Source organism: Mesorhizobium sp. P2_E10 (assembly GCF_056404235.1).
Genome location: NZ_JBFUEK010000014.1, coordinates 69,708 through 86,776, shown reverse-complemented (window position 1 = coordinate 86,776; position 17,069 = coordinate 69,708). Strand labels below are relative to the sequence as shown.

Below are 17,069 nucleotides of genomic sequence, written 5' to 3'. Positions count from 1 at the left end.
AGAAATAGGATTTCTTGGCATTTGGGCCAAGGGTGGCTGGTTGAGTTAATCTTTTTGCGTGTCCTTGGCCGCGCCTAGCCCGTCAGGCCGCTGGTCCGCATCTCCGGTTCGCCGCGAGCGCGACTGCGCCTTGCGCTTCTGCAGGTTGGCGCGCAACTGCTCGGCGAGCCGGTCCTTGCGGGTCGCGCCGCCCTTTTTCAACGGAAGTGTCTTGTCGTTCATGGCTCCGTCCCGACCGGCCAACCTGATATCAAGGGATAGCCAACATTGTGGCGCCGCCATGTCATCAAAAGCCGTCCGGTGCGGCCTTTCGCACATCCACGCACTTGGCCTTGCGCTTGCCGGTTCGATATGGCAGAAGCCCCGCCATCAGCGGCTGCGGTAGCTCAGTGGTAGAGCACTCCCTTGGTAAGGGAGAGGTCGAGAGTTCAATCCTCTCTCGCAGCACCAGCCCATCTCCTTGAAATCATTCAAGCGCTGTTGCCTCCGTTGCGTTTTACTGGCTGGCATCAAGACATCAACGCAGCGGGCAGGCCCGTTTGGCGACGCTGCATCGCGAGAGCGGACTCATGGGAGTTTCGCCCGATGACGCGCAAGAGGAAGCCAAAGCTCTCGAGTGGTATTATCCACCGTATATGATGCAGGGCCACATCAAAAATACGAAGCCTTGCCAATTGCGGTGCCAGATGTATTGACCCAACAAGGGGCACCTTTGGTCCTGGCGATGCTCGATCACCCCCCCCGCATCTCGCGACGACCGGAAAAATATACGCATGCGATGATCGACGACATGCGCGTTGCGGTGGAAGCTGCGACGAAAACCAACCGCTCGAAACGGGCCACTAAGCAGCAAGAAATCGGCCTGATTAATGTTTGCCTCTTTTGGGCCGACCCGCGTTGCCTGTGAATCTCCCTGTTACGAACCTATCAAAGTCGTTAGGCTGCCTCCTAAGCACACGATGTTCGTGGTGGTTAGGTCAGAGCTCGAAGTGTTAGCCGTGGATGGCACGCCTTTAGTTTCATCAAAGACTCCTCAATATGGAGGAGATGCAGCCAAAACTATTGCGCGGGTAAAACCGCATTGGGCCCGTATGGGGATTACTCGGGTCGCCAACCTGACCGGGCTCGATCGTATTGGCATACCTGTCGTGATGGTGTGCCGGCCGAATGCCCGGTCGCTTGCGGTATCGCAAGGCAAAGGCACCGATATGGATGCCGCGATCGCGTCTGGCTTGATGGAAAGTGTGGAACTTTACCACGCCGAACACATAGAGCTCCCACTAAAGCTCGGCAGCATGGCGGAACTCTCGCATTCACACAGCTTTGCTGAAATTGATCGTCTGCCGCGAGTTGCCGGCGAACAGTTTACCCGCGATCTCGTGACGCTTTGGATAGAGGGCACGGATTTGATTTCGCACGAAGGGAGGTGGCTGCCGTTCGAGTGCGTCCGTGCAAACTTCACGGTGCCTGCGCCGCCGGGGAGCGGCTATTTTGATTGCAGCAGCAATGGGCTAGCCTCGGGCGGCAGCTACGACGAGGCGATCCATCACGCAATCTGCGAGGTTGTCGAACGCGATGCGACCGCCCTTTGGAACCGCCTGCCGTCTCCCCAACGAAGGAGCACCGGGGTCGATCTTGGCAGCGCGCCGGACGGTCCTTGCCGAGACGTGCTTGAAAAACTGAAACGCGCCGACTTCCGCGTCGCGGGGTGGGAAACGACTTCGGACATCGGTGTGCCAGCGTTCTTTTGCCTGATCGCCGATCAACGCGATCGAAACAGCCATCACGGCATCGGCGCTGCAGCGCATCCGGTGCCGGAACTCGCATTGCTCAAGGCGCTAATCGAGGCCGCGCAGGTTCGAACGACTTACGTTTCCGGGGCGCGTGATGATCTGCAGCCCGAGGAATATCGCGAAGCGTATCGGGAGAACCGCCACCGGCTCGCTGAAAGACTTTTATCCGAGCATTCTCCTGACAGGCGGATTGCCGTCGCCGAAAAAGACTCGACGGTCGGGATAGTGTCGAATCTGGGTTGGTTGATCAATAGGTTGCAAGCGGCGAGAGTCACGGAGGTTGTCGCCGTCGACCTCAGTAAGGATGACATCGGCTTGCCGGTTGTCAAAGTGGTGATACCCGGCCTCGAAGGACCGGACGATCACGGCGGCTACGTGCCGGGCGAACGGGCCCGCCGTACCCTGGGAGCCGCTCTGTGAACGCGGTCGTCTTCTGCGGCCCCAGTGTGAAAGCAGAAGATGTAGCAGGTTATGACAGCTTCGAGTTCAGGCCGCCGGTGCGTCAGGGCGAGTTCTATGCAGCAGCCTGCCGGAGTCCCAGAGCCATTGGCATCATCGACGGCTATTTCGACGGACAGGCGGCTGTGCTGCATAAGGAAATACTATGGGCGCTTGCACACAGGATCGCCGTGTTCGGCGCATCCAGCATGGGAGCGCTGCGGGCCGCGGAGCTGCATCCTTTCGGCATGCGCGGCGTCGGCCGCATCTTCGAAGCGTATCGGGACGGCGAGCTCACCGATGACGATGAGGTGGCGCTCATCCATGGCCCGCCGGAAACTGGTTACATCCGCCTCAGCGAACCGATGGTCAACATCCGCGCGACGCTCGAAAAGGCGATCGAAGGACGAATCATCGACCAAGCCACCGGAATACGTCTCGCCGCCGGGGCGAAAGCACGCTTTTATCAATTGAGAACCTGGCGCAGTCTACTGGAGGATATTGGCGATCCGGAGCAGATGCAGGCGCTTTCCGAGTGGTTGCGAACAGGAAAGGTTGATTGTAAGCGCGACGACGCGCTCGAACTGTTGAGCCAGATGGACGCGTTCATCCGTAGCGGCGCGCAACCCGAGCCACCAACCTTCCATTTCGAGTGGACCGAAAACTGGCACAACGCACACTGGCGCAGCGAAACTCTGAGGAACGATAAAGCGACCACGGTCGAAGACGAAGCCATCCTGGACGAACTTCGGTTGCGGGGCGACTACGCGCAAGTGCGTCGCGATGCCCTGCTTCGACTGCTGGCTCGGAGTGACGGCGATATAGCGCCCGATCGCCAAGCCGTAAAGCGCGCGACCGGTGAGTTCCGCTCGCGGCGCGGCTTCATGCGGCAAACGGACGTAATCCGCTGGGCAGGAGAGAACGGCACGGATCTCGCGGGAGTGGAGCTTATACTGGAGGACAATGCCCGTATCGAGGCGCTCGCGCGAGATCGCGATGTCGCACTTCATCAGGGCATGCTGGACCGGCTGCGCGAACTCGATCTCTACAGCGGCTACCGCGACCAGGCTCTGGCCAGGCGGCGATGGGCGTCGACATCTGCGCCGGTGCCGCGTGCCCTGTTGGCAGTTTGGTATTTCGAGAAATGCCTCGGCCAGGCAGTTCCAGAAGACCTTGCCGACCATGCCGCCTCAATCGGGCTTGTCAGCGTGGACAAGTTCTACGAGCTTTTGGCCAGTGACTATACTTTCGCGACCCAACGCACGTTGGGGGAATGACTCTGGCACCCCGGGCGAAAGTTCGTTAGCATGACTTTGCTGCGGCCGACGATGCCGCGGCCAATAAGACGTGAATGCCTCTGTCCACAGGGTGCGACCAGCATGGCATTTGGAGGGGAAGGCTACGCAGTCAAAAACGGAACGCGCTTCAGGCTGTTTGCCCAGGCGCCGTTTCTGCTACCTTTCCGCAAACCTGAAACTGTTATCGTATCGTCGCCTGCCGGGTCTATAGGACCAGGGCCTGGTGATGATCGCATGTATGTCGTCGATCCCATCGGCAAGCCGCTCGCTTACGGACTAGTGAAAAACCTGCGCGGTGACCAGCTCTATCTGCTGCCGCCATGGCCGGGCGATATCTTTCCGCCGGCGCTCCCCGATCGCGAGGGACATTTCGACCACATCGCGCCGGAGGATCCTGAGTTCGAGGCTGCGCATCTGTTCGGCTCGGTGCGCCGCACGCTCGACGTATGGGAGAAATATTTCGGCCATCCAATCGCCTGGCATTTCCGGCGTGACCTCGACCGGCTGGAACTGGTCATCCAGCGCAATCTTCTGGAAAACGCCTTCATGGGCTACGGCTTCCTGGAGGTCGGCATCCATGAGAGCGAAGACGGCGGCGTCGAGCCCTTCAGCCTGAACTTCGACGTCATCGCGCACGAGGTCGGGCACTGCATCATCTATTCGGTCATCGGCGTGCCCGATCCGGGAACGGCGTCCGCCGAATATTACGGCTTCCATGAATCTGCCGCCGACCTGACCGCGCTGGTCGCCGCCCTGCATTTCGATTCTGTCATCGACGAGCTGCTGGAGGCGAGCCACGGAAATCTCTACACGCGCAATCTCGTCAACCGCATCGCCGAATTGTCCGCTAACAGCCAGATCAGACTCGCCGCCAATCCGCTGTCGCTGCTCGACTTCGTCCAGGGCTGGCGCGACGAGCATGCGCTCGCCCAGCCGCTTACCGGCGCGATGTTCGACATCTTCGTCGACATGTTCCATGAGGAATTGGTCGCGGGCGGCCTGATCACCCAAAGTCAGGAAGACCTTTCCGACAGGATGGAGGACAGTCCAGACTATTTCCGCGTGGTGCAGCCGATCTTCGACGAGGCCTATGCGGCGGAGCCCAACGGCTTCCGCGAAGCGCTGGTCACTGCACGCGACGAACTCGGCATGCTTCTCGCCGAAACGTGGCGCAGGCTTTCGCCGGACGATCTCAGCTACGCGGGGGTCGGAAGCACGTTGCGGGCGGTCGACCGGATGGTGACCGGCGGGCGCTATCGCCGCATCATAGCGGTCAATCTCGACCGCCGCGCCATTGGCCAGGTCCGCGTTGGGCCGCGGCTGGCGGCACCGGCTAAGGACAGCCATTTCCAGATGCCGCGCGTGTTCGTGCCGCGATCGACGAAGCCGTGTTGCGGCTGGCGGAGGCTGTCCTACCGGGAGAAATACGAAGCTAGGCAGATGCAGAATGCAAAGGGGAGGGGAATGGCATCATGACTGAGACCTTACTGAGCCCGTCTAATGTTCTAATTTTTGGTCGCGTGGTCGAGGATCTTTCCATTGTTGCTCCGGCAGCGACCGCGACACACAGCCCCTTTGTTGTTGCTCGACCCGGGCCGATTGGGGAGTTGCAAGAAAGCTTGGTCTTTGCAGCTGCGAAAATCGCAAGGATATACGGATTCAGTTATGAAAATTATTACTACGATCTTCCGAGGCCGGTCCTTTTCCTTGTTCACGGGGCGGGCACTCCCGCTAGTGAGGCCAAGCCTGGGGGACCCGCCCAGAATAAAGCACGTGCGGCGGCGCAACCTTCCCTGACGGGATTGGGAGAAATGGACTTCCAGTTCGCGGACGACCTCATGGTCTGGTCCTACGACAAGGCCGACTACACGATCCGCATGGATGTCGAGACGGGCATGTTCGAAGACGTGCTGCTTGCAGCGATGCTCGGCGACGGACCGGGCGGCATGGACGCCGCCGGAATGAGCGCGCGCGGGATGAGTGCACGGGGTATGAGCGCGCGTGGGATGAGTGCACGAGGAATGAGTGCGCGCGGCACCCGCGGCGGCAACAACAACGATTGACCGGAAAGGAGTGCGTCCCCGACGCGGGCTTGCGCTCGTCCCACCATGCCGAGGATTGGCGACGCTTGGGATCGACGATGCGGAAGCCGAACCGCTCCCAGAGACTGATCGCACGGATGCAAATGACCGACAGGGAGACGGTCTTCTCCTCGCGCCGCCGTGTCGAGCAGGCCCCTGATCAGCCGCGTGCCGATGCCGAGCCCGCAATAGTCGTCTAGCAACGGCAACTGCGCGCGATTGTAGGCGGTGTCGCGCCCCGGGTAACCTCGATCCCCCTATGTCGCGCCCGTCGAGAATGATGATGCTGGAGTTTCAGCCTTGAAGAAACGGCGCACCGCCGCCCCGGCATTCCCCCTCGTTCCAACTCGCCGGCTTCTGCATGAGCGGCCATTTGTGTGCTAAGCTGGATCGCACGGTGGTTGTATTGCGGCTGCGAACAATGGGGTGAAGGGGGCCATGGTCATCGCGCGATCCGAGAAACTCAATCGCAAGCTGTCAGCGATCCTCTACGCAGACGTCCACGGCTACAGCCGCCTGGTGGATAAGGACGAGGAGGGGACGGTCGTCCGTTTGATACGCTCTCTGAGTCTCATCAGAAGCCTCGTCGGCGACTACGGCGGGTCGGTTGTCGATACCGCGGGCGACGGACTGGTCGCCCTGTTTCCAAGCGCGACCGTAGCCCTGGATTTTGCCGTCGAAATGCAGCGGGAGATGTCCAACGCCGCGGTGTGGTCCGGTGGCCAGGAGCCTATCGCCTACCGGATCGGCATCACCATAGGCGACACGATCGTCGGCGACAGTGGCGTCTACGGTCATGGCATCAACATGGCCGCACGCATTCAGGCGCTGGCGTCGCCTGGCGGCATATGTATTGCCGAATCGGTTCACCAGTTTGTCCGCAATGAGCCGGAATGCTCGTTCCGGTCGCTCGGAAAACAGAAGCTGAAGAACATAGCTGACGAGGTCGAAGTCCTCGCCGTCGACTTCAGTCGGGCAAATGTCGAGCCCAAAGTGTCGGCGCTGCCGTTTGCGCCGGCACCCCAGCGTTCCGTCCCGAACAGCTCGCTAGCCGTCCTGCCGCTCGAGAACGTCTCGGGCGATCCGGCAGATCTGCATCTGTGCCAGGGTGTTGCTGCGGACCTGATTTCCAATCTGTGCCGGTTCCGCAACCTGATGGTGATTGCTCGTCATTCGACCTTTGCTGCGACCGCCCAGACGCGGTCGCTGCGCGAGATTGCCAATCAGCTCGGCGTTCGATACCTCCTGTCGGGACGCCTGAGGCGCGCTGGAAACAAGCTGCGGATCGCCGTCGACCTGATCGAGGCGCAGACTGAGAATACGATCTGGTCCGAACACTACGATGGCGGGATCGAGGATATATTTGCCTTCCAGGACGACGTGACTGCCACCACAGCCTCGCGCTTGGCCGTCCAAATCGACGTGGCGGAAAAACGCCGCTTTACGGCTCAAAACCACCCCAACGTCCATGCCTATGGACTGATCTTGCGAGGACAGGATCTTAGTTTCCGCTTCCGCCCGGAGAGCAACGGGCATGCCAGGCGACTTTATAGACAGGCGCAGGAACTCGATCCTCAATATGCGCGCAGCTATGCGGCCATGTCGCGGACGTTCAACGTTGAATGGCGCTATGCATGGACCAACGATCCGGAGGGCGCGCTGAACGAGGCGTTAAACCTGGCGAATCTGGCGGTCCAGCATGACGACCTCGATGCACGCGGTTATTCCGAAATGGGCCTGGCCCGCCTCTACAAGAAGGAGCACGATCCTGCGATCGCCGCCTACGAGCGTGCTCTTCATCTCAATCCCAACGACGCCGACCTGTTAGCCGAAATGGGTGATTGCCTTGTCTACGTTCGTCAAGCGGAGCGGTCCGTGAAGCTGATAGAGAGGGCGATGCGGCTCAACCCTTATTATCCGGATTCCTATCTCTGGTATCTCGGCGATGCCTATTTCCAGCTCGGCGAATATGAAAAAACGATAGAGACATTGCAAAAGATGCGGGATGACTCCGAGGGCCATCGGCTTATGGCAGCGAGCTATGCGTATCTCGGGAACGCCCGAGAAGCGGACAGGCATGCCCATGCGCTATTGGAGGTGCACCCAAATTTCACTACCGCGCAGTGGCGCAAGGTTCCTCCGCACAAATATCCGGAGGACACTGAATTACTTATCGAGGGTCTGCGCAAAGCCGGGGTAAGGTAGCACCGTCACAGGGGGCCCTGGAGAAGGTCACCGTTTCAATGAATGCGTGCGATGCGCGGTTGTGGCACCGATGCACTCAGCTGCCCGCGGCCCAGTAGGCCATTTGCTGCTCATTCTGTGCTCCGTCACAATGTTACAAAATGATAAGTAAGTCATTGAAATAATTGGATTGGTCGAGAGTTCAATCCTCTCTCGCAGCACCAGCCCATCCCATTGAAACAACGATTCTGCTTCACCGACCAAGCGGCTGTCGTGACAAGGCGAGAAGTTCAGCCTCGTCGGTGATTCCGGTCATGTAGTTGGCGATGATACGAGAGGCCAGCGCTTCTCGGCTGGCATCAGAGTCGCCTTCGCGCTTTGCCTGCTCGAAGACGCGTCCAAGAAGGCCCACCTCGGACGGCGTGAAGTTGCTCGCCTCTTTGATCTTGCGATTGATGGACATGCCCGCCTCCCTCTCCAGGAAGTATACGCCCATCTGGCGTGAAGCGGTGATGGGCGACTGAACGAGCTACATTCTCAATTTCCGCCCTTTGAGATTGCGATAAGCGAATTCCCGCCCGCTCACGCCACCGACCACCCGCCATCGACCAGTATGTTGGCCCCCGTAATCATCGATGCCGCCGGCGAGGCCAGGAACACCACGGTGCCCGCGACATCGATCGGGTCGCCGATGCGGCCGAGCGGGATGTGGCCCAGTACATGCGCATGAAACTCCGGATCGGCGAGCGAGGGTCGCGTGCCGTCGGTCCAGATGAAGGTCGGCGCCACGCTGTTGACGGTGATCTTGTGCTGCGCCCATTCGGCGGCAAGGCAGCGCGTCAAATGGTTGATCGCCGCCTTCGACATGCAGTAGATCGCCTCGCCCTTCAGCGTCACCGTGCCGGCCTGCGAGCTGATGTTGATGATGCGCCCGGATTTCTGCGCGATCATCAGCTTTGCAACTGCCTGGGTGGTGAAGAACGTGCCCTTGAGGTTGACGTTGACGGTGAGGTCGAAATCCGCCTCGGTCACGTTTTCCGCCAGGTTTTCCGGCCCGAGCCCGACATTGTTGACCAGCACGTCGATGCGGCCGAAGGCGGCATGCGCCTCGGTGACAGCTTTTCGCACTGTCGCCAGGTCTGTGAGGTCCATCTGCACCGCCAGCGCCCGCCGGCCGATGCGCTCGATCTCGGCGGTCAGTTCCGCCCCGTCTGCCTTGCTGCGCACGCCGACGATCATGTCGGCGCCGGAGCCGGCGCAGGCGAGGGCCGAGGCGCGGCCGATGCCGCGTGTGGCGCCGGTGATCAGCACCACCTTGCCGGCCAGATCGAATTTCGGCGTGAAGTCCGCTGTCATTGAAACCTCCCTCAAAAGCCCCGTCGGACCGCAACCGGTTCGACGAGGACGAGCCGAACACTAACCGGTCTCGGCGTGAAAGCCAGCCGCGCATAGGCTCCAGGCGGCTCCATCATAGGAACACCGCGTGTACGAAGACTTGCCACGCGTCGGCCATCATGATGCCATGTCCCTGCTCGTCATCTTCCGGGATCGCAAGATGGACGACCTCGCTGCTGGCTCCGAAAAGAACCTTGCCGAGGCGCAGGCGCTGTTGTCTGCATTGCAATAGAGCGCGAGAAATTGCCGCCGGTCGCCGGTTTCGTTGGCAAACCGGGGCGGTTCCCTGCTATTCCCGCTTCAAACCAAAAAGCAGTGGACGTTTCTGCATGACCAATGTCGCCCTGACCGGGCTTGCCCGCGATCTCGCCAAGCGCGCCAGCGAAGGCCGTCCGGTGCGCATCGGCGTCATCGGCTCGGGCGAGATGGGCACCGATCTGGTGACGCAAGGCATGCTGATGCCGGGCATTGCGGTGTGTGCCGTCTCGACGCGGCGTCCGCACACAGCGCGCGACGCCATCCGCATCGCCTATGGCGACGAGGCGATGGCGGTCGAGGCCGACAGCGCTTCGAAAGTCACCGGCGCGATCGAGAGCGGCAAGATCGCCATCACCTCGAACGAGATGCTGGTCACCAACCCGCTGATCGACGTCGTCATCGATGCCACCGGCAAGCCGGGCGTTGCCGCCGATTTCGACCTGAAGGCGATGGAGCATGGCAAGCATCTGGTGATGATGAATGTCGAGGCCGACGTCACCATCGGCTGCTATCTCAAGCAGCAGGCCGACCGGCTCGGCGTCGTCTATTCGGTCGGTGCCGGCGACGAGCCGTCGAGCTGCATGGAGCTGATCGAGTTCGCCTCGGCACTCGGCTACACCATCGTCTCGGCCGGCAAGGGCAAGAACAATCCGCTCAACCACGACGCCGTTCCCGACGACTACCGCGAGGAAGCGCTGCGCCGCAACATGAACCCGCGCATGCTGGTCGAGTTCGTCGACGGCTCCAAAACCATGGTCGAGATGTGCGCCATCGCCAACGCCACCGGGCTGGTGCCGGATGTGCCCGGCATGCACGGCCCCAAGGCCGACCGTGATGAATTGGCAAAAGTGCTCATTCCACGCGCTGATGGCGGCATCCTGTCGAAGAAGGGCGTCGTCGACTACACGATAGGCAAGGGGGTGGCGCCGGGCGTCTTCGTCATCGTCGAGGCGACGCATCCGCGCATCATCGAGCGCATGGACGATCTGCATATCGGCCACGGCCCCTATTACAGCTTCTTCCGGCCCTACCATTTGACGTCGCTGGAAGTGCCGCTGACCGCCGCCCGCATCGTGCTCTACGGCCGGCCGGACATGGTGCCGTTGCCGCGGCCGGTCGCCGAGGTTTGCGCCGTCGCCAAGCGCGATCTGGCCGCCGGCGAAACATTCGATGCCATCGGCGAGACCTGCTACCGCTCCTGGACCATGACCGTCGAAGAGGCCCGCGCTATCAGCGCCGTGCCCGTCGGCCTGCTCGAAGGCGGCAAGGTGCAGAAACCGGTCAGGAAGGGCGAATTGCTGACCGCCGGCAACGCAGCTCCCGACCAGACGACCAGGCTTTTTGCTCTGCGTCGGCTGCAGGACGAGATGCTGTACGGAGCAGGCTGAGCGCCTTACTTCCCCAGTTCGATCGACCGCAGCCGCGCTGCTTCCACCGCTTCGGTCAGCAGGTGCGTCAGCCGGTCCTCGCCCATCAGCACGGCCAGGGCCGCCGCCGTTGTCCCGTTGGGGCTGGTCACTTGCTGGCGCAACACACCCGGCTCCTCGCCGCTTTCGGCGGCGAGCGAGGCCGCGCCATAGACCGTCTGGATAGCCAGCAGCTTGGCGGTCTTGGTCGGCAGGCCGGCCTTCTCGGCGGCCACGGTCAGCGCTTCGATGAAATGGAAGATATAGGCCGGTCCCGATCCAGACACTGCCGTCACCGCGTCCATCAGGCCCTCGTCGTCGATGGTTGCCACTTCACCGCTTGCCGAAAGCAGGTCGGCGACGAAACGCTTGCTGTCGTCGGAAACCAGCCGGTTGGAAAACACCACCATCATGCCTTTGCCGATCGCCGCCGGTGTGTTGGGCATGCAGCGCGCGATCGGCGCGCGGTCGCCCAGGATCGCCTCGAAGGTGGCGACCGGTGTCCCCGCTGCAATGCTGACGAAGGTGGTGCGGCCATCGCCGAAGCGCTTGTAGGCTGAAGTCACCTCGCTGATCACTTGCGGCTTGACTGCAATGACGACGAGCGCCGGGACAGTGTCCGCCGGAATGCCGCCGGCATCCGCCGCCGCGCCGCAGCCCAGCGCTTCGGCGCGCTGGCGCAAATCGGCATTGGGTTCGACCACGAAAACCGCCGCCGGGGCAAGCTTGCCCGATTTCAGCCAGCCCGAAAGCATGGCGTAACCCATATTGCCGCAGCCGGCGAGAACAAGCCTGATCGTCATTGAAAGCCCTCCGAAGGATGCTCTCCTGTAGACGCTAGCGGCGCAACGGGAAAGCCCTGTCAGGAGCGATGGGGATCGCGCACCAGGATTGGCCGCAGCGACACTTGCCGCAGGCCAAGCACGCCCAGTACGAAAAACATCCACACCGGATCGGCGCGGTGGAAGAAGAAGCTTTCGAGGAAGGCGTTCAACCCGGTGAACAGCACCACCATCATGAAGAAATCGCCGAGATAGATGTTTTCCTTGCGGGCCGGGATGCGCATGTAGTCGCGCAATGGCGCAATAAGGAAAGTGTAGACCGCCACGCAGAGCGCCGGAATGCCCATCAGCACGGCAATGTCGAGATAACCGTCATGGCCGTGCACGATGGTTCGGATGTCCCAGGCCCGGTCGAAGGGTTGATCCTGGTTGAGCAGCAGCGGCGTGCCCCAGAAGCTCTCATAGCCGTAGCCGGTCCATGGTCGCTGCGCCAGCATGCTGCCGGAGAACTCCCATAGTGTGGTGCGCCCGGTATAGGTCATATCGGGGAAATAGATCGCCGCCAGGTGCTTTACCGGCGGCAGGAAGACGATGCCCAGCGTGCCGACCGCGGTCGCGATGATCGCCAGCGCAAACAGGATCGGCGTGCCGAGCCGCATGCCGATGAGGCTTGGCAAAACCACGATCAGGATCGAAAACGGCACCAGTCCAGCTGTCGTCTTGGAGCCGGTGTGGAACATGAAGATCATCGCCGCACAGAAGATGCCGGCGCCCCACAGCCGCTGTCCGCGCCGATAGAGATAAAGGCCGGCGAAGCTGAAGCAGGCCATGATCGGGCCGGCGATGTTCTTGTGGGTGAAGACGCCGCGCCACAGGCCGGCATGCTCCGGCTCCTGCGAGTCGGCGGTGTGCAGGGCCTCATGCGGAAAGACGATCAGTCCGATATAGGACAGGCCCATGACGACAACGATGGTGAAGATGATGACCTTCGAGAACGCATCCGCGTCGCGTGGCAGTGCCAGGATCGTCGCCATCGTCAAAATGCCGATCAGCGTGAACGAGGCGGCGCGCGCCGCCGACGGCGGGTCGCTGGCCATCAGCACAGACAGCATGAAGAAACCCAGCATCAGCAGCCAGGACGGGCTGAGCAGCGAGCGCACCACCTTGGGATTGGCGAAAGCCATCAGCGAGAAGATCGAGATGGCGCCAAGCGAGCCGAAGCCGAGCTGGTTGACGATGTCGCCGCCATCGCCGATCACTTCGGCGCCGGCCGGCTGGAACGGCCGGAAGGATATCAGAATGGCGGTGAACAGCAGCGCCGCGATCGCGGTCGCAACGCCGTCGCGCGTGAACGCCGCGCTGAGCGGCGCCTGCTCAGTTCTTCTCAGGCTGTCGATACTGCTCATTGGCATATCCGAATTCGGCAAGCACGCGGCCGAGCGCGACGTGGACGGGGTACAAGGCGGTTGCCGGTGATCCTGTTTGCGCCAGCCTCACGATCCCGCGAAACGGCGAGACGGCAAGCAGCGCCAGGCTTTTCAGGAAGACCTTGGTGCCGGCAAAGGGTGTACCGGCACGTTTTTTCTTTTCGACCAGCGTCGAGATGACGCCGTTGCGCAGGCTGCGGGCGCGGATCCAGTCGGCCTCGACGCGCCGGGCCGGAACCGTTTCATGGACTTGACCCTCAGTGCACCAGCCGAGCACAAAGCCTCTTTGCGCCGATCGGCTGAGAAAGTCGGAATCGCCGCCGCCCATGAAATTGAATTTGAGATCGAGGAAGGGCGGCCCCATGGCGGTCAGCACGTTTCGTCCCACCAGAAGGTTGCCGGACGAATAGAGCGCCGGTACACGCCCGGTCTCGCGGTAAGGCGGCGCAAAGACCGGGTGTTGCGCCCATTTCGCATGCGTCGGGTCGGCAAAGACCGGCACTTGTGGGCCGCCGACAATGTCGACGCCGAGGGTCTCGGCGGCCTTGCACATGCGCTCGAGCCAATCCGGGTCGGCGATCTCGTCATCGTCGATGACCAGCAGGTGTTTGAAATTGGGGAAATGCACGATCGCCGTTTGCCAGCCGGCATTGTAGGCGCTGCAATTGCCACGCTCATGGGCGACGATGACCATGCCTGATAGGTCGCCGCGCTCGAACAGCGGCAGTGCCGCTTTGGCGCCGGCGCGCGCCTCGGCCTCGTTCTCCATGACGATGATGGCGAAGCGTCTGCCGGTCTTCTGCGCCTTGAGCGATGCCAGCGTTTCCAGCACCTGCTCGGGCCGTTTGAAGGTCGGCAGTGTGACGACCGCTTCGACGGTCTCGGTGGCAAGCCCCGCGGACCGTCCCACGATCGATACCGAACCGTCCGATGGCAAAGGGATCATTCGTGTCCAGCCGCAGGTGAGTTTGGCTTCTCGATAGCATCGCGATGATAACGTTTCGTTAATCACCTTTCGCGGCGACCCCGCCAAACGCGTGGCTTTCAACCGCCGATTGCCGCCATTTAATCAAGGCTTCACCCCGCTTTGTTATCCGGTTGGCCACAGGATTAGGGTGAGATGCATCTGCTGTTCGCCACATCGATCGTGCCCGACGGCGCTCTCGCTTCGGGCTACGAGATTGCCAACGCGGCCATCATCGACGCCTTGCGGCGCGCTGGCGCGCGCGTCACCGTGGCTGGCTTCATCTGGCCCGGCAAGGCGGCCAGCGACCCTGAAAACACAATCGTGCTTGGCGCCATCGATGTGCGCACGGAAAATGCCTCGCCGCTGCGCAAACTCGTCTGGGTCGCCAAGGCGATGCTGTCCGGTCTCACCTTCGCCTCGGTCAAACTGCGTGTGCTTTCCGACACCGACATCCGCGCCGCCATCGAGCACGCCGGCCCCTTCGACGGTTATGTCCTGAACTCGGTGCAGTTCGCGGGCGCCTTCGAAAACCTCTTCGACGATCGGCCATCGATCTTCGTCGCTCACAATGTCGAACATCGCTCGGCGCAGGAGAACGCCGCTGCCGCTGGCGGCCTCTTCCAGCGTCTGCTGTTTCGCCGCGAGGCGAGGCTGCTCAAGACCATGGAAGAACGGCTCTGCCGCCGGGCACGCTTCGTCTTCACGCTGGCCGAGGAAGATCGCTCAGCGCTCGGCGTTGCCTCCGATGACCGCTCGGCAGTGCTGCCGCTGGTGACCCGCTCGTCAACCCCGACGCAGAAGGACCCGCGCCGCATCGATTGCGACGCAGCGTTGATCGGCACCTGGACCTGGCAGCCGAACCGCATCGGCCTCGACTGGTTCCTGGAAAAAGTCGTGCCGCATCTCAGGCGGAACTTTCGTATCAGGATCGCCGGCAACATGCCGTCGGGCGTCACCTCGACGCATCCGGGGGTCGAGTTCGTCGGCCGCGTGCCGGACGCGCAGGCCTTTGTGCGCGGCGGCGCCGTCATCCCGCTGATCAGCACCGCCGGCAGCGGCGTGCAGCTGAAAACCATCGAAACCTTCGAGCTCGGCCTGCCCTCGGTCGCCACCAGCCGCTCGCTGCGCGGCATCGACCATCGCCCGGTCAATTGCGTCGTGACCGACGATGCGGCCGAATTCGCCGGCGCGCTCGAGGCGGCAGCGGCCGATGTCAGGGACGTCGATGGCAGCGCTTTCCACCGTCGGCAGGTCAAGGCGCTCGATGCCGCGATCAGGCTCGGCCTGGAAAGGCTCGGCCCGGTCAGGCAAGAGGTGGCTGCATGAATATGCATTCCGCCCGCGCCGCGTTGGGTCTCGACACGTTGAAGATGATCCTCGGCATTTCTGTGCTGGCCATCGGCTGGGACGATGCGATCGCCCTTTTGGTCCGGCTGGTGGCCGAGCGCCGCTTCACCAAGGTCAGCTTCCTCAACGCCCATAATGCCAACATCGCCTATTCGGACCCGGTCTTCGCCGAGGCGCTCGACGATTTTCTCGTGCTGCCTGACGGCGTCGGTGTCGATGTCGCGGCGAAACTGCTCTATGGCGCACCGTTCCCCGACAATCTCAACGGCACCGATTTCGTCCCTGCCTTCCTGCAGGCATCGACCCGGCCGCTGACCGTGGGGCTGCTCGGGGCGACGCGCGTCAACGCCGAGGCAGCGTCGGTCAAGCTGGCGGCATTGGCCGTCCAGCACAATTTCGTGGTCATCCATGACGGCTATTTCTCGGCTGCCGAGGAACAGGGCATCGTCGACCGGATCGAAAAGCTGCGACCCGACGTGCTGCTTGTCGCCATGGGCGTGCCGCGTCAGGAACTGTGGATTGCGCGCCATATCGATGCGCGCCATTGCACGCTGCCGATCGCGGTCGGCGCGCTGCTTGATTTCCTCAGCGGCACGGTGCCGCGGGCGCCTTTGTGGATGCGCCAGTTGCGCCTCGAATGGCTGTTTCGCCTATGGGTCGAACCTGGCCGCCTCTGGCGCCGCTATGTCGTCGGCAACCCGCTGTTCCTGTTGCGGGTCATCAGGCAGAAACTGTCGCGGAAGCCCGAACCTGCCGGAGAGATTCGGTGAACAACCGGTTCGTACCGAGCCCTGCTAGCGAAATCGACACCCTTCGGCAGACGCCGACTGCGGCGGTGGTGACGGCCAGCTACGCACCGGATTTCGAGCGCTGCCGGCTGTTGTGCGAAACCCTCGACCGCCACGTTTCCGGTGTGGCGCATCACTATATCCTCGTCGAGCATCGCGACATCGGACTGTTTCGCCAGCTGGAAAACAGCCGCCGCAGCATCGTCGATGAGCGCGATCTGCTGCCGCGATGGCTGCATGTGTTTGACGACCCGCTCAGCCTGTTTCGCCGCCGCATCTGGCTCAGCCTGAAGACCATGCCGTTGCGCGGCTGGCATGTGCAGCAACTGCGCCGCATCGCCATATCAGCGCATGCACAAGAGGACGTGCTGATCTTTTGCGATTCCGACGTCGCCTTCCTCAAGCCGTTCGACACAAACGCTTTTTGGCGCGACGGCAAGGTGCGGCTGTTCCGGCGCGACGGCGTGCTCGCCAATGACGGCCATGACGAGCATCGCATCTGGTCGCGCAATGCGGGCTCGGCGCTCGGCATCGATGCATCCAGGGTCTCGACCCACGACTATATTTCGACACTGATTGCCTGGCGCCGCCAGACGGTGACTGCGATGTGCGCCGAGATCGAGAAGGTGCATGGCCGCAACTGGGTTCAGGTCATTGGCTCGGCACGTAAATTCTCCGAATGCATGATCTACGGCCGCTATGTCGACGATGTGCTGGAGGATGCCGGCCATTTCCACGGTTCGGAAGAGTTCTGCCGCGTCCACTGGACCGGCGACGCGCTGTCGGATGACGAGTTCCGCAGTTTCGTCGCCGACATGGCGCCCGAGCAGGTGGCGATCGGCATGCAGTCGTTCATAGGCACGGATATCGGCCGCATTCGCCGGCTGATTGGACTGGACGTTTAG

17 protein-coding genes and 1 tRNA gene are annotated in these 17,069 nt (G+C 62.0%); 12 read left to right on the top strand and 6 right to left on the bottom strand.

What is annotated here, in order from left to right:
• Positions 1-45 precede the first annotated feature (45 nt).
• Entirely contained in the window at positions 46-222 is a 177-nt protein-coding gene (locus AC1D0N_RS26385; RefSeq protein ID WP_477248905.1) for a hypothetical protein, read from the bottom strand.
• Between the two features lie 153 nt (positions 223-375).
• Between AC1D0N_RS26385 and AC1D0N_RS26380 the strand changes: the two genes are divergently transcribed.
• From AC1D0N_RS26380 to AC1D0N_RS26350, 7 genes are all read left to right on the top strand, one after another.
• A tRNA-Thr gene (locus tag AC1D0N_RS26380) sits at positions 376-450 on the top strand.
• 166 nt (positions 451-616) lie between these two features.
• Positions 617-907, top strand: a complete 291-nt coding sequence (locus AC1D0N_RS26375) for a hypothetical protein (RefSeq protein ID WP_477248904.1) — start codon at positions 617-619, stop codon at positions 905-907.
• A gap of 52 nt (positions 908-959) precedes the next feature.
• Positions 960-2,213 (top strand): YcaO-like family protein, encoded by a 1,254-nt coding sequence (locus tag AC1D0N_RS26370; protein WP_477248903.1) that lies wholly within the window; start codon positions 960-962, stop codon positions 2,211-2,213.
• On the top strand, positions 2,210-3,508 hold the full coding sequence (locus AC1D0N_RS26365; protein ID WP_477248902.1) for a TfuA-like protein: 1,299 nt from the start codon (positions 2,210-2,212) through the stop codon (positions 3,506-3,508). The genes AC1D0N_RS26370 and AC1D0N_RS26365 overlap by 4 nt, the downstream gene beginning before the upstream one ends.
• A gap of 255 nt (positions 3,509-3,763) precedes the next feature.
• Positions 3,764-5,005 carry a gluzincin family metallopeptidase gene (locus AC1D0N_RS26360; protein ID WP_477248901.1) on the top strand — a complete coding sequence of 414 codons (1,242 nt, stop codon included), beginning with the start codon at positions 3,764-3,766 and terminating at the stop codon, positions 5,003-5,005.
• Positions 5,002-5,592 (top strand): hypothetical protein, encoded by a 591-nt coding sequence (locus tag AC1D0N_RS26355; RefSeq protein WP_477248900.1) that lies wholly within the window; start codon positions 5,002-5,004, stop codon positions 5,590-5,592. Before AC1D0N_RS26360 ends, AC1D0N_RS26355 begins: the two co-directional genes overlap by 4 nt.
• Positions 5,593-6,048: 456 nt before the next feature.
• Positions 6,049-7,815 carry an adenylate/guanylate cyclase domain-containing protein gene (locus AC1D0N_RS26350; RefSeq protein WP_477248899.1) on the top strand — a complete coding sequence of 589 codons (1,767 nt, stop codon included), beginning with the start codon at positions 6,049-6,051 and terminating at the stop codon, positions 7,813-7,815.
• 232 nt (positions 7,816-8,047) lie between these two features.
• On the opposite strand, the gene AC1D0N_RS26345 is transcribed toward AC1D0N_RS26350, so the two are convergent.
• Both AC1D0N_RS26345 and AC1D0N_RS26340 read right to left on the bottom strand, forming a co-directional pair.
• Positions 8,048-8,257, bottom strand: a complete 210-nt coding sequence (locus AC1D0N_RS26345; RefSeq protein WP_477248898.1) for a hypothetical protein — start codon at positions 8,255-8,257, stop codon at positions 8,048-8,050.
• Positions 8,258-8,376: 119 nt separating this feature from the next.
• Entirely contained in the window at positions 8,377-9,150 is a 774-nt protein-coding gene (locus AC1D0N_RS26340) for an SDR family NAD(P)-dependent oxidoreductase (protein ID WP_477248897.1), read from the bottom strand.
• Between the two features lie 127 nt (positions 9,151-9,277).
• On the opposite strand from AC1D0N_RS26340, the gene AC1D0N_RS26335 reads away from it, so the two are divergent.
• Both AC1D0N_RS26335 and AC1D0N_RS26330 read left to right on the top strand, forming a co-directional pair.
• Complete coding sequence (locus tag AC1D0N_RS26335) at positions 9,278-9,421, top strand: hypothetical protein (protein ID WP_477248896.1); 144 nt, start codon at positions 9,278-9,280, stop codon at positions 9,419-9,421.
• Positions 9,422-9,518: 97 nt separating this feature from the next.
• Positions 9,519-10,835 carry an NAD(P)H-dependent oxidoreductase gene (locus AC1D0N_RS26330; protein ID WP_477248895.1) on the top strand — a complete coding sequence of 439 codons (1,317 nt, stop codon included), beginning with the start codon at positions 9,519-9,521 and terminating at the stop codon, positions 10,833-10,835.
• 5 nt (positions 10,836-10,840) lie between these two features.
• On the opposite strand, the gene proC is transcribed toward AC1D0N_RS26330, so the two are convergent.
• The 3 genes from proC to AC1D0N_RS26315 are packed head-to-tail and all read right to left on the bottom strand — an operon-like array spanning position 10,841 to position 14,008.
• Complete coding sequence (proC, locus tag AC1D0N_RS26325; protein WP_477248894.1) at positions 10,841-11,656, bottom strand: pyrroline-5-carboxylate reductase; 816 nt, start codon at positions 11,654-11,656, stop codon at positions 10,841-10,843.
• 59 nt (positions 11,657-11,715) lie between these two features.
• Positions 11,716-13,041, bottom strand: a complete 1,326-nt coding sequence (locus tag AC1D0N_RS26320) for an O-antigen ligase family protein (protein WP_477248893.1) — start codon at positions 13,039-13,041, stop codon at positions 11,716-11,718.
• Positions 13,010-14,008 carry a glycosyltransferase family 2 protein gene (locus AC1D0N_RS26315; RefSeq protein ID WP_477248892.1) on the bottom strand — a complete coding sequence of 333 codons (999 nt, stop codon included), beginning with the start codon at positions 14,006-14,008 and terminating at the stop codon, positions 13,010-13,012. The genes AC1D0N_RS26320 and AC1D0N_RS26315 overlap by 32 nt, the downstream gene beginning before the upstream one ends.
• 174 nt (positions 14,009-14,182) lie before the next feature.
• Between AC1D0N_RS26315 and AC1D0N_RS26310 the strand changes: the two genes are divergently transcribed.
• Genes AC1D0N_RS26310 through AC1D0N_RS26300 form a run of 3 tightly spaced genes read left to right on the top strand, consistent with a single transcriptional unit; the run spans position 14,183 to position 17,069 of the window.
• Positions 14,183-15,355, top strand: coding sequence for a glycosyltransferase (locus tag AC1D0N_RS26310; protein ID WP_477248891.1), 1,173 nt, complete (start codon positions 14,183-14,185; stop codon positions 15,353-15,355).
• A complete protein-coding gene (locus AC1D0N_RS26305; protein WP_477248890.1) occupies positions 15,352-16,146 on the top strand; it encodes a WecB/TagA/CpsF family glycosyltransferase in 795 nt (264 codons plus the stop codon). The genes AC1D0N_RS26310 and AC1D0N_RS26305 overlap by 4 nt, the downstream gene beginning before the upstream one ends.
• Positions 16,143-17,069: a DUF6492 family protein gene (locus tag AC1D0N_RS26300; RefSeq protein WP_477248889.1), complete on the top strand. Its 927-nt coding sequence runs from the start codon at positions 16,143-16,145 to the stop codon at positions 17,067-17,069. Before AC1D0N_RS26305 ends, AC1D0N_RS26300 begins: the two co-directional genes overlap by 4 nt.

Excerpts from the sequence above, each read along its gene's own strand:
- AC1D0N_RS26355 (WP_477248900.1), top strand. The coding sequence starts at position 5,002 with ATGACTGAGACCTTACTGAGCCCGTCTAATGTTCTAATTTTTGGTCGC.
- AC1D0N_RS26370 (WP_477248903.1), top strand. The coding sequence starts at position 960 with ATGTTCGTGGTGGTTAGGTCAGAGCTCGAAGTGTTAGCCGTGGATGGC.
- AC1D0N_RS26385 (WP_477248905.1), bottom strand. The coding sequence starts at position 222 with ATGAACGACAAGACACTTCCGTTGAAAAAGGGCGGCGCGACCCGCAAG.
- AC1D0N_RS26340 (WP_477248897.1), bottom strand. The coding sequence starts at position 9,150 with ATGACAGCGGACTTCACGCCGAAATTCGATCTGGCCGGCAAGGTGGTG.
- proC (WP_477248894.1), bottom strand. The coding sequence starts at position 11,656 with ATGACGATCAGGCTTGTTCTCGCCGGCTGCGGCAATATGGGTTACGCC.
- AC1D0N_RS26310 (WP_477248891.1), top strand. The coding sequence starts at position 14,183 with ATGCATCTGCTGTTCGCCACATCGATCGTGCCCGACGGCGCTCTCGCT.
- AC1D0N_RS26350 (WP_477248899.1), top strand. The coding sequence starts at position 6,049 with ATGGTCATCGCGCGATCCGAGAAACTCAATCGCAAGCTGTCAGCGATC.
- AC1D0N_RS26315 (WP_477248892.1), bottom strand. The coding sequence starts at position 14,008 with ATGATCCCTTTGCCATCGGACGGTTCGGTATCGATCGTGGGACGGTCC.
- AC1D0N_RS26360 (WP_477248901.1), top strand. The coding sequence starts at position 3,764 with ATGTATGTCGTCGATCCCATCGGCAAGCCGCTCGCTTACGGACTAGTG.
- AC1D0N_RS26320 (WP_477248893.1), bottom strand. The coding sequence starts at position 13,041 with ATGAGCAGTATCGACAGCCTGAGAAGAACTGAGCAGGCGCCGCTCAGC.
- AC1D0N_RS26345 (WP_477248898.1), bottom strand. The coding sequence starts at position 8,257 with ATGTCCATCAATCGCAAGATCAAAGAGGCGAGCAACTTCACGCCGTCC.
- AC1D0N_RS26330 (WP_477248895.1), top strand. The coding sequence starts at position 9,519 with ATGACCAATGTCGCCCTGACCGGGCTTGCCCGCGATCTCGCCAAGCGC.
- AC1D0N_RS26305 (WP_477248890.1), top strand. The coding sequence starts at position 15,352 with ATGAATATGCATTCCGCCCGCGCCGCGTTGGGTCTCGACACGTTGAAG.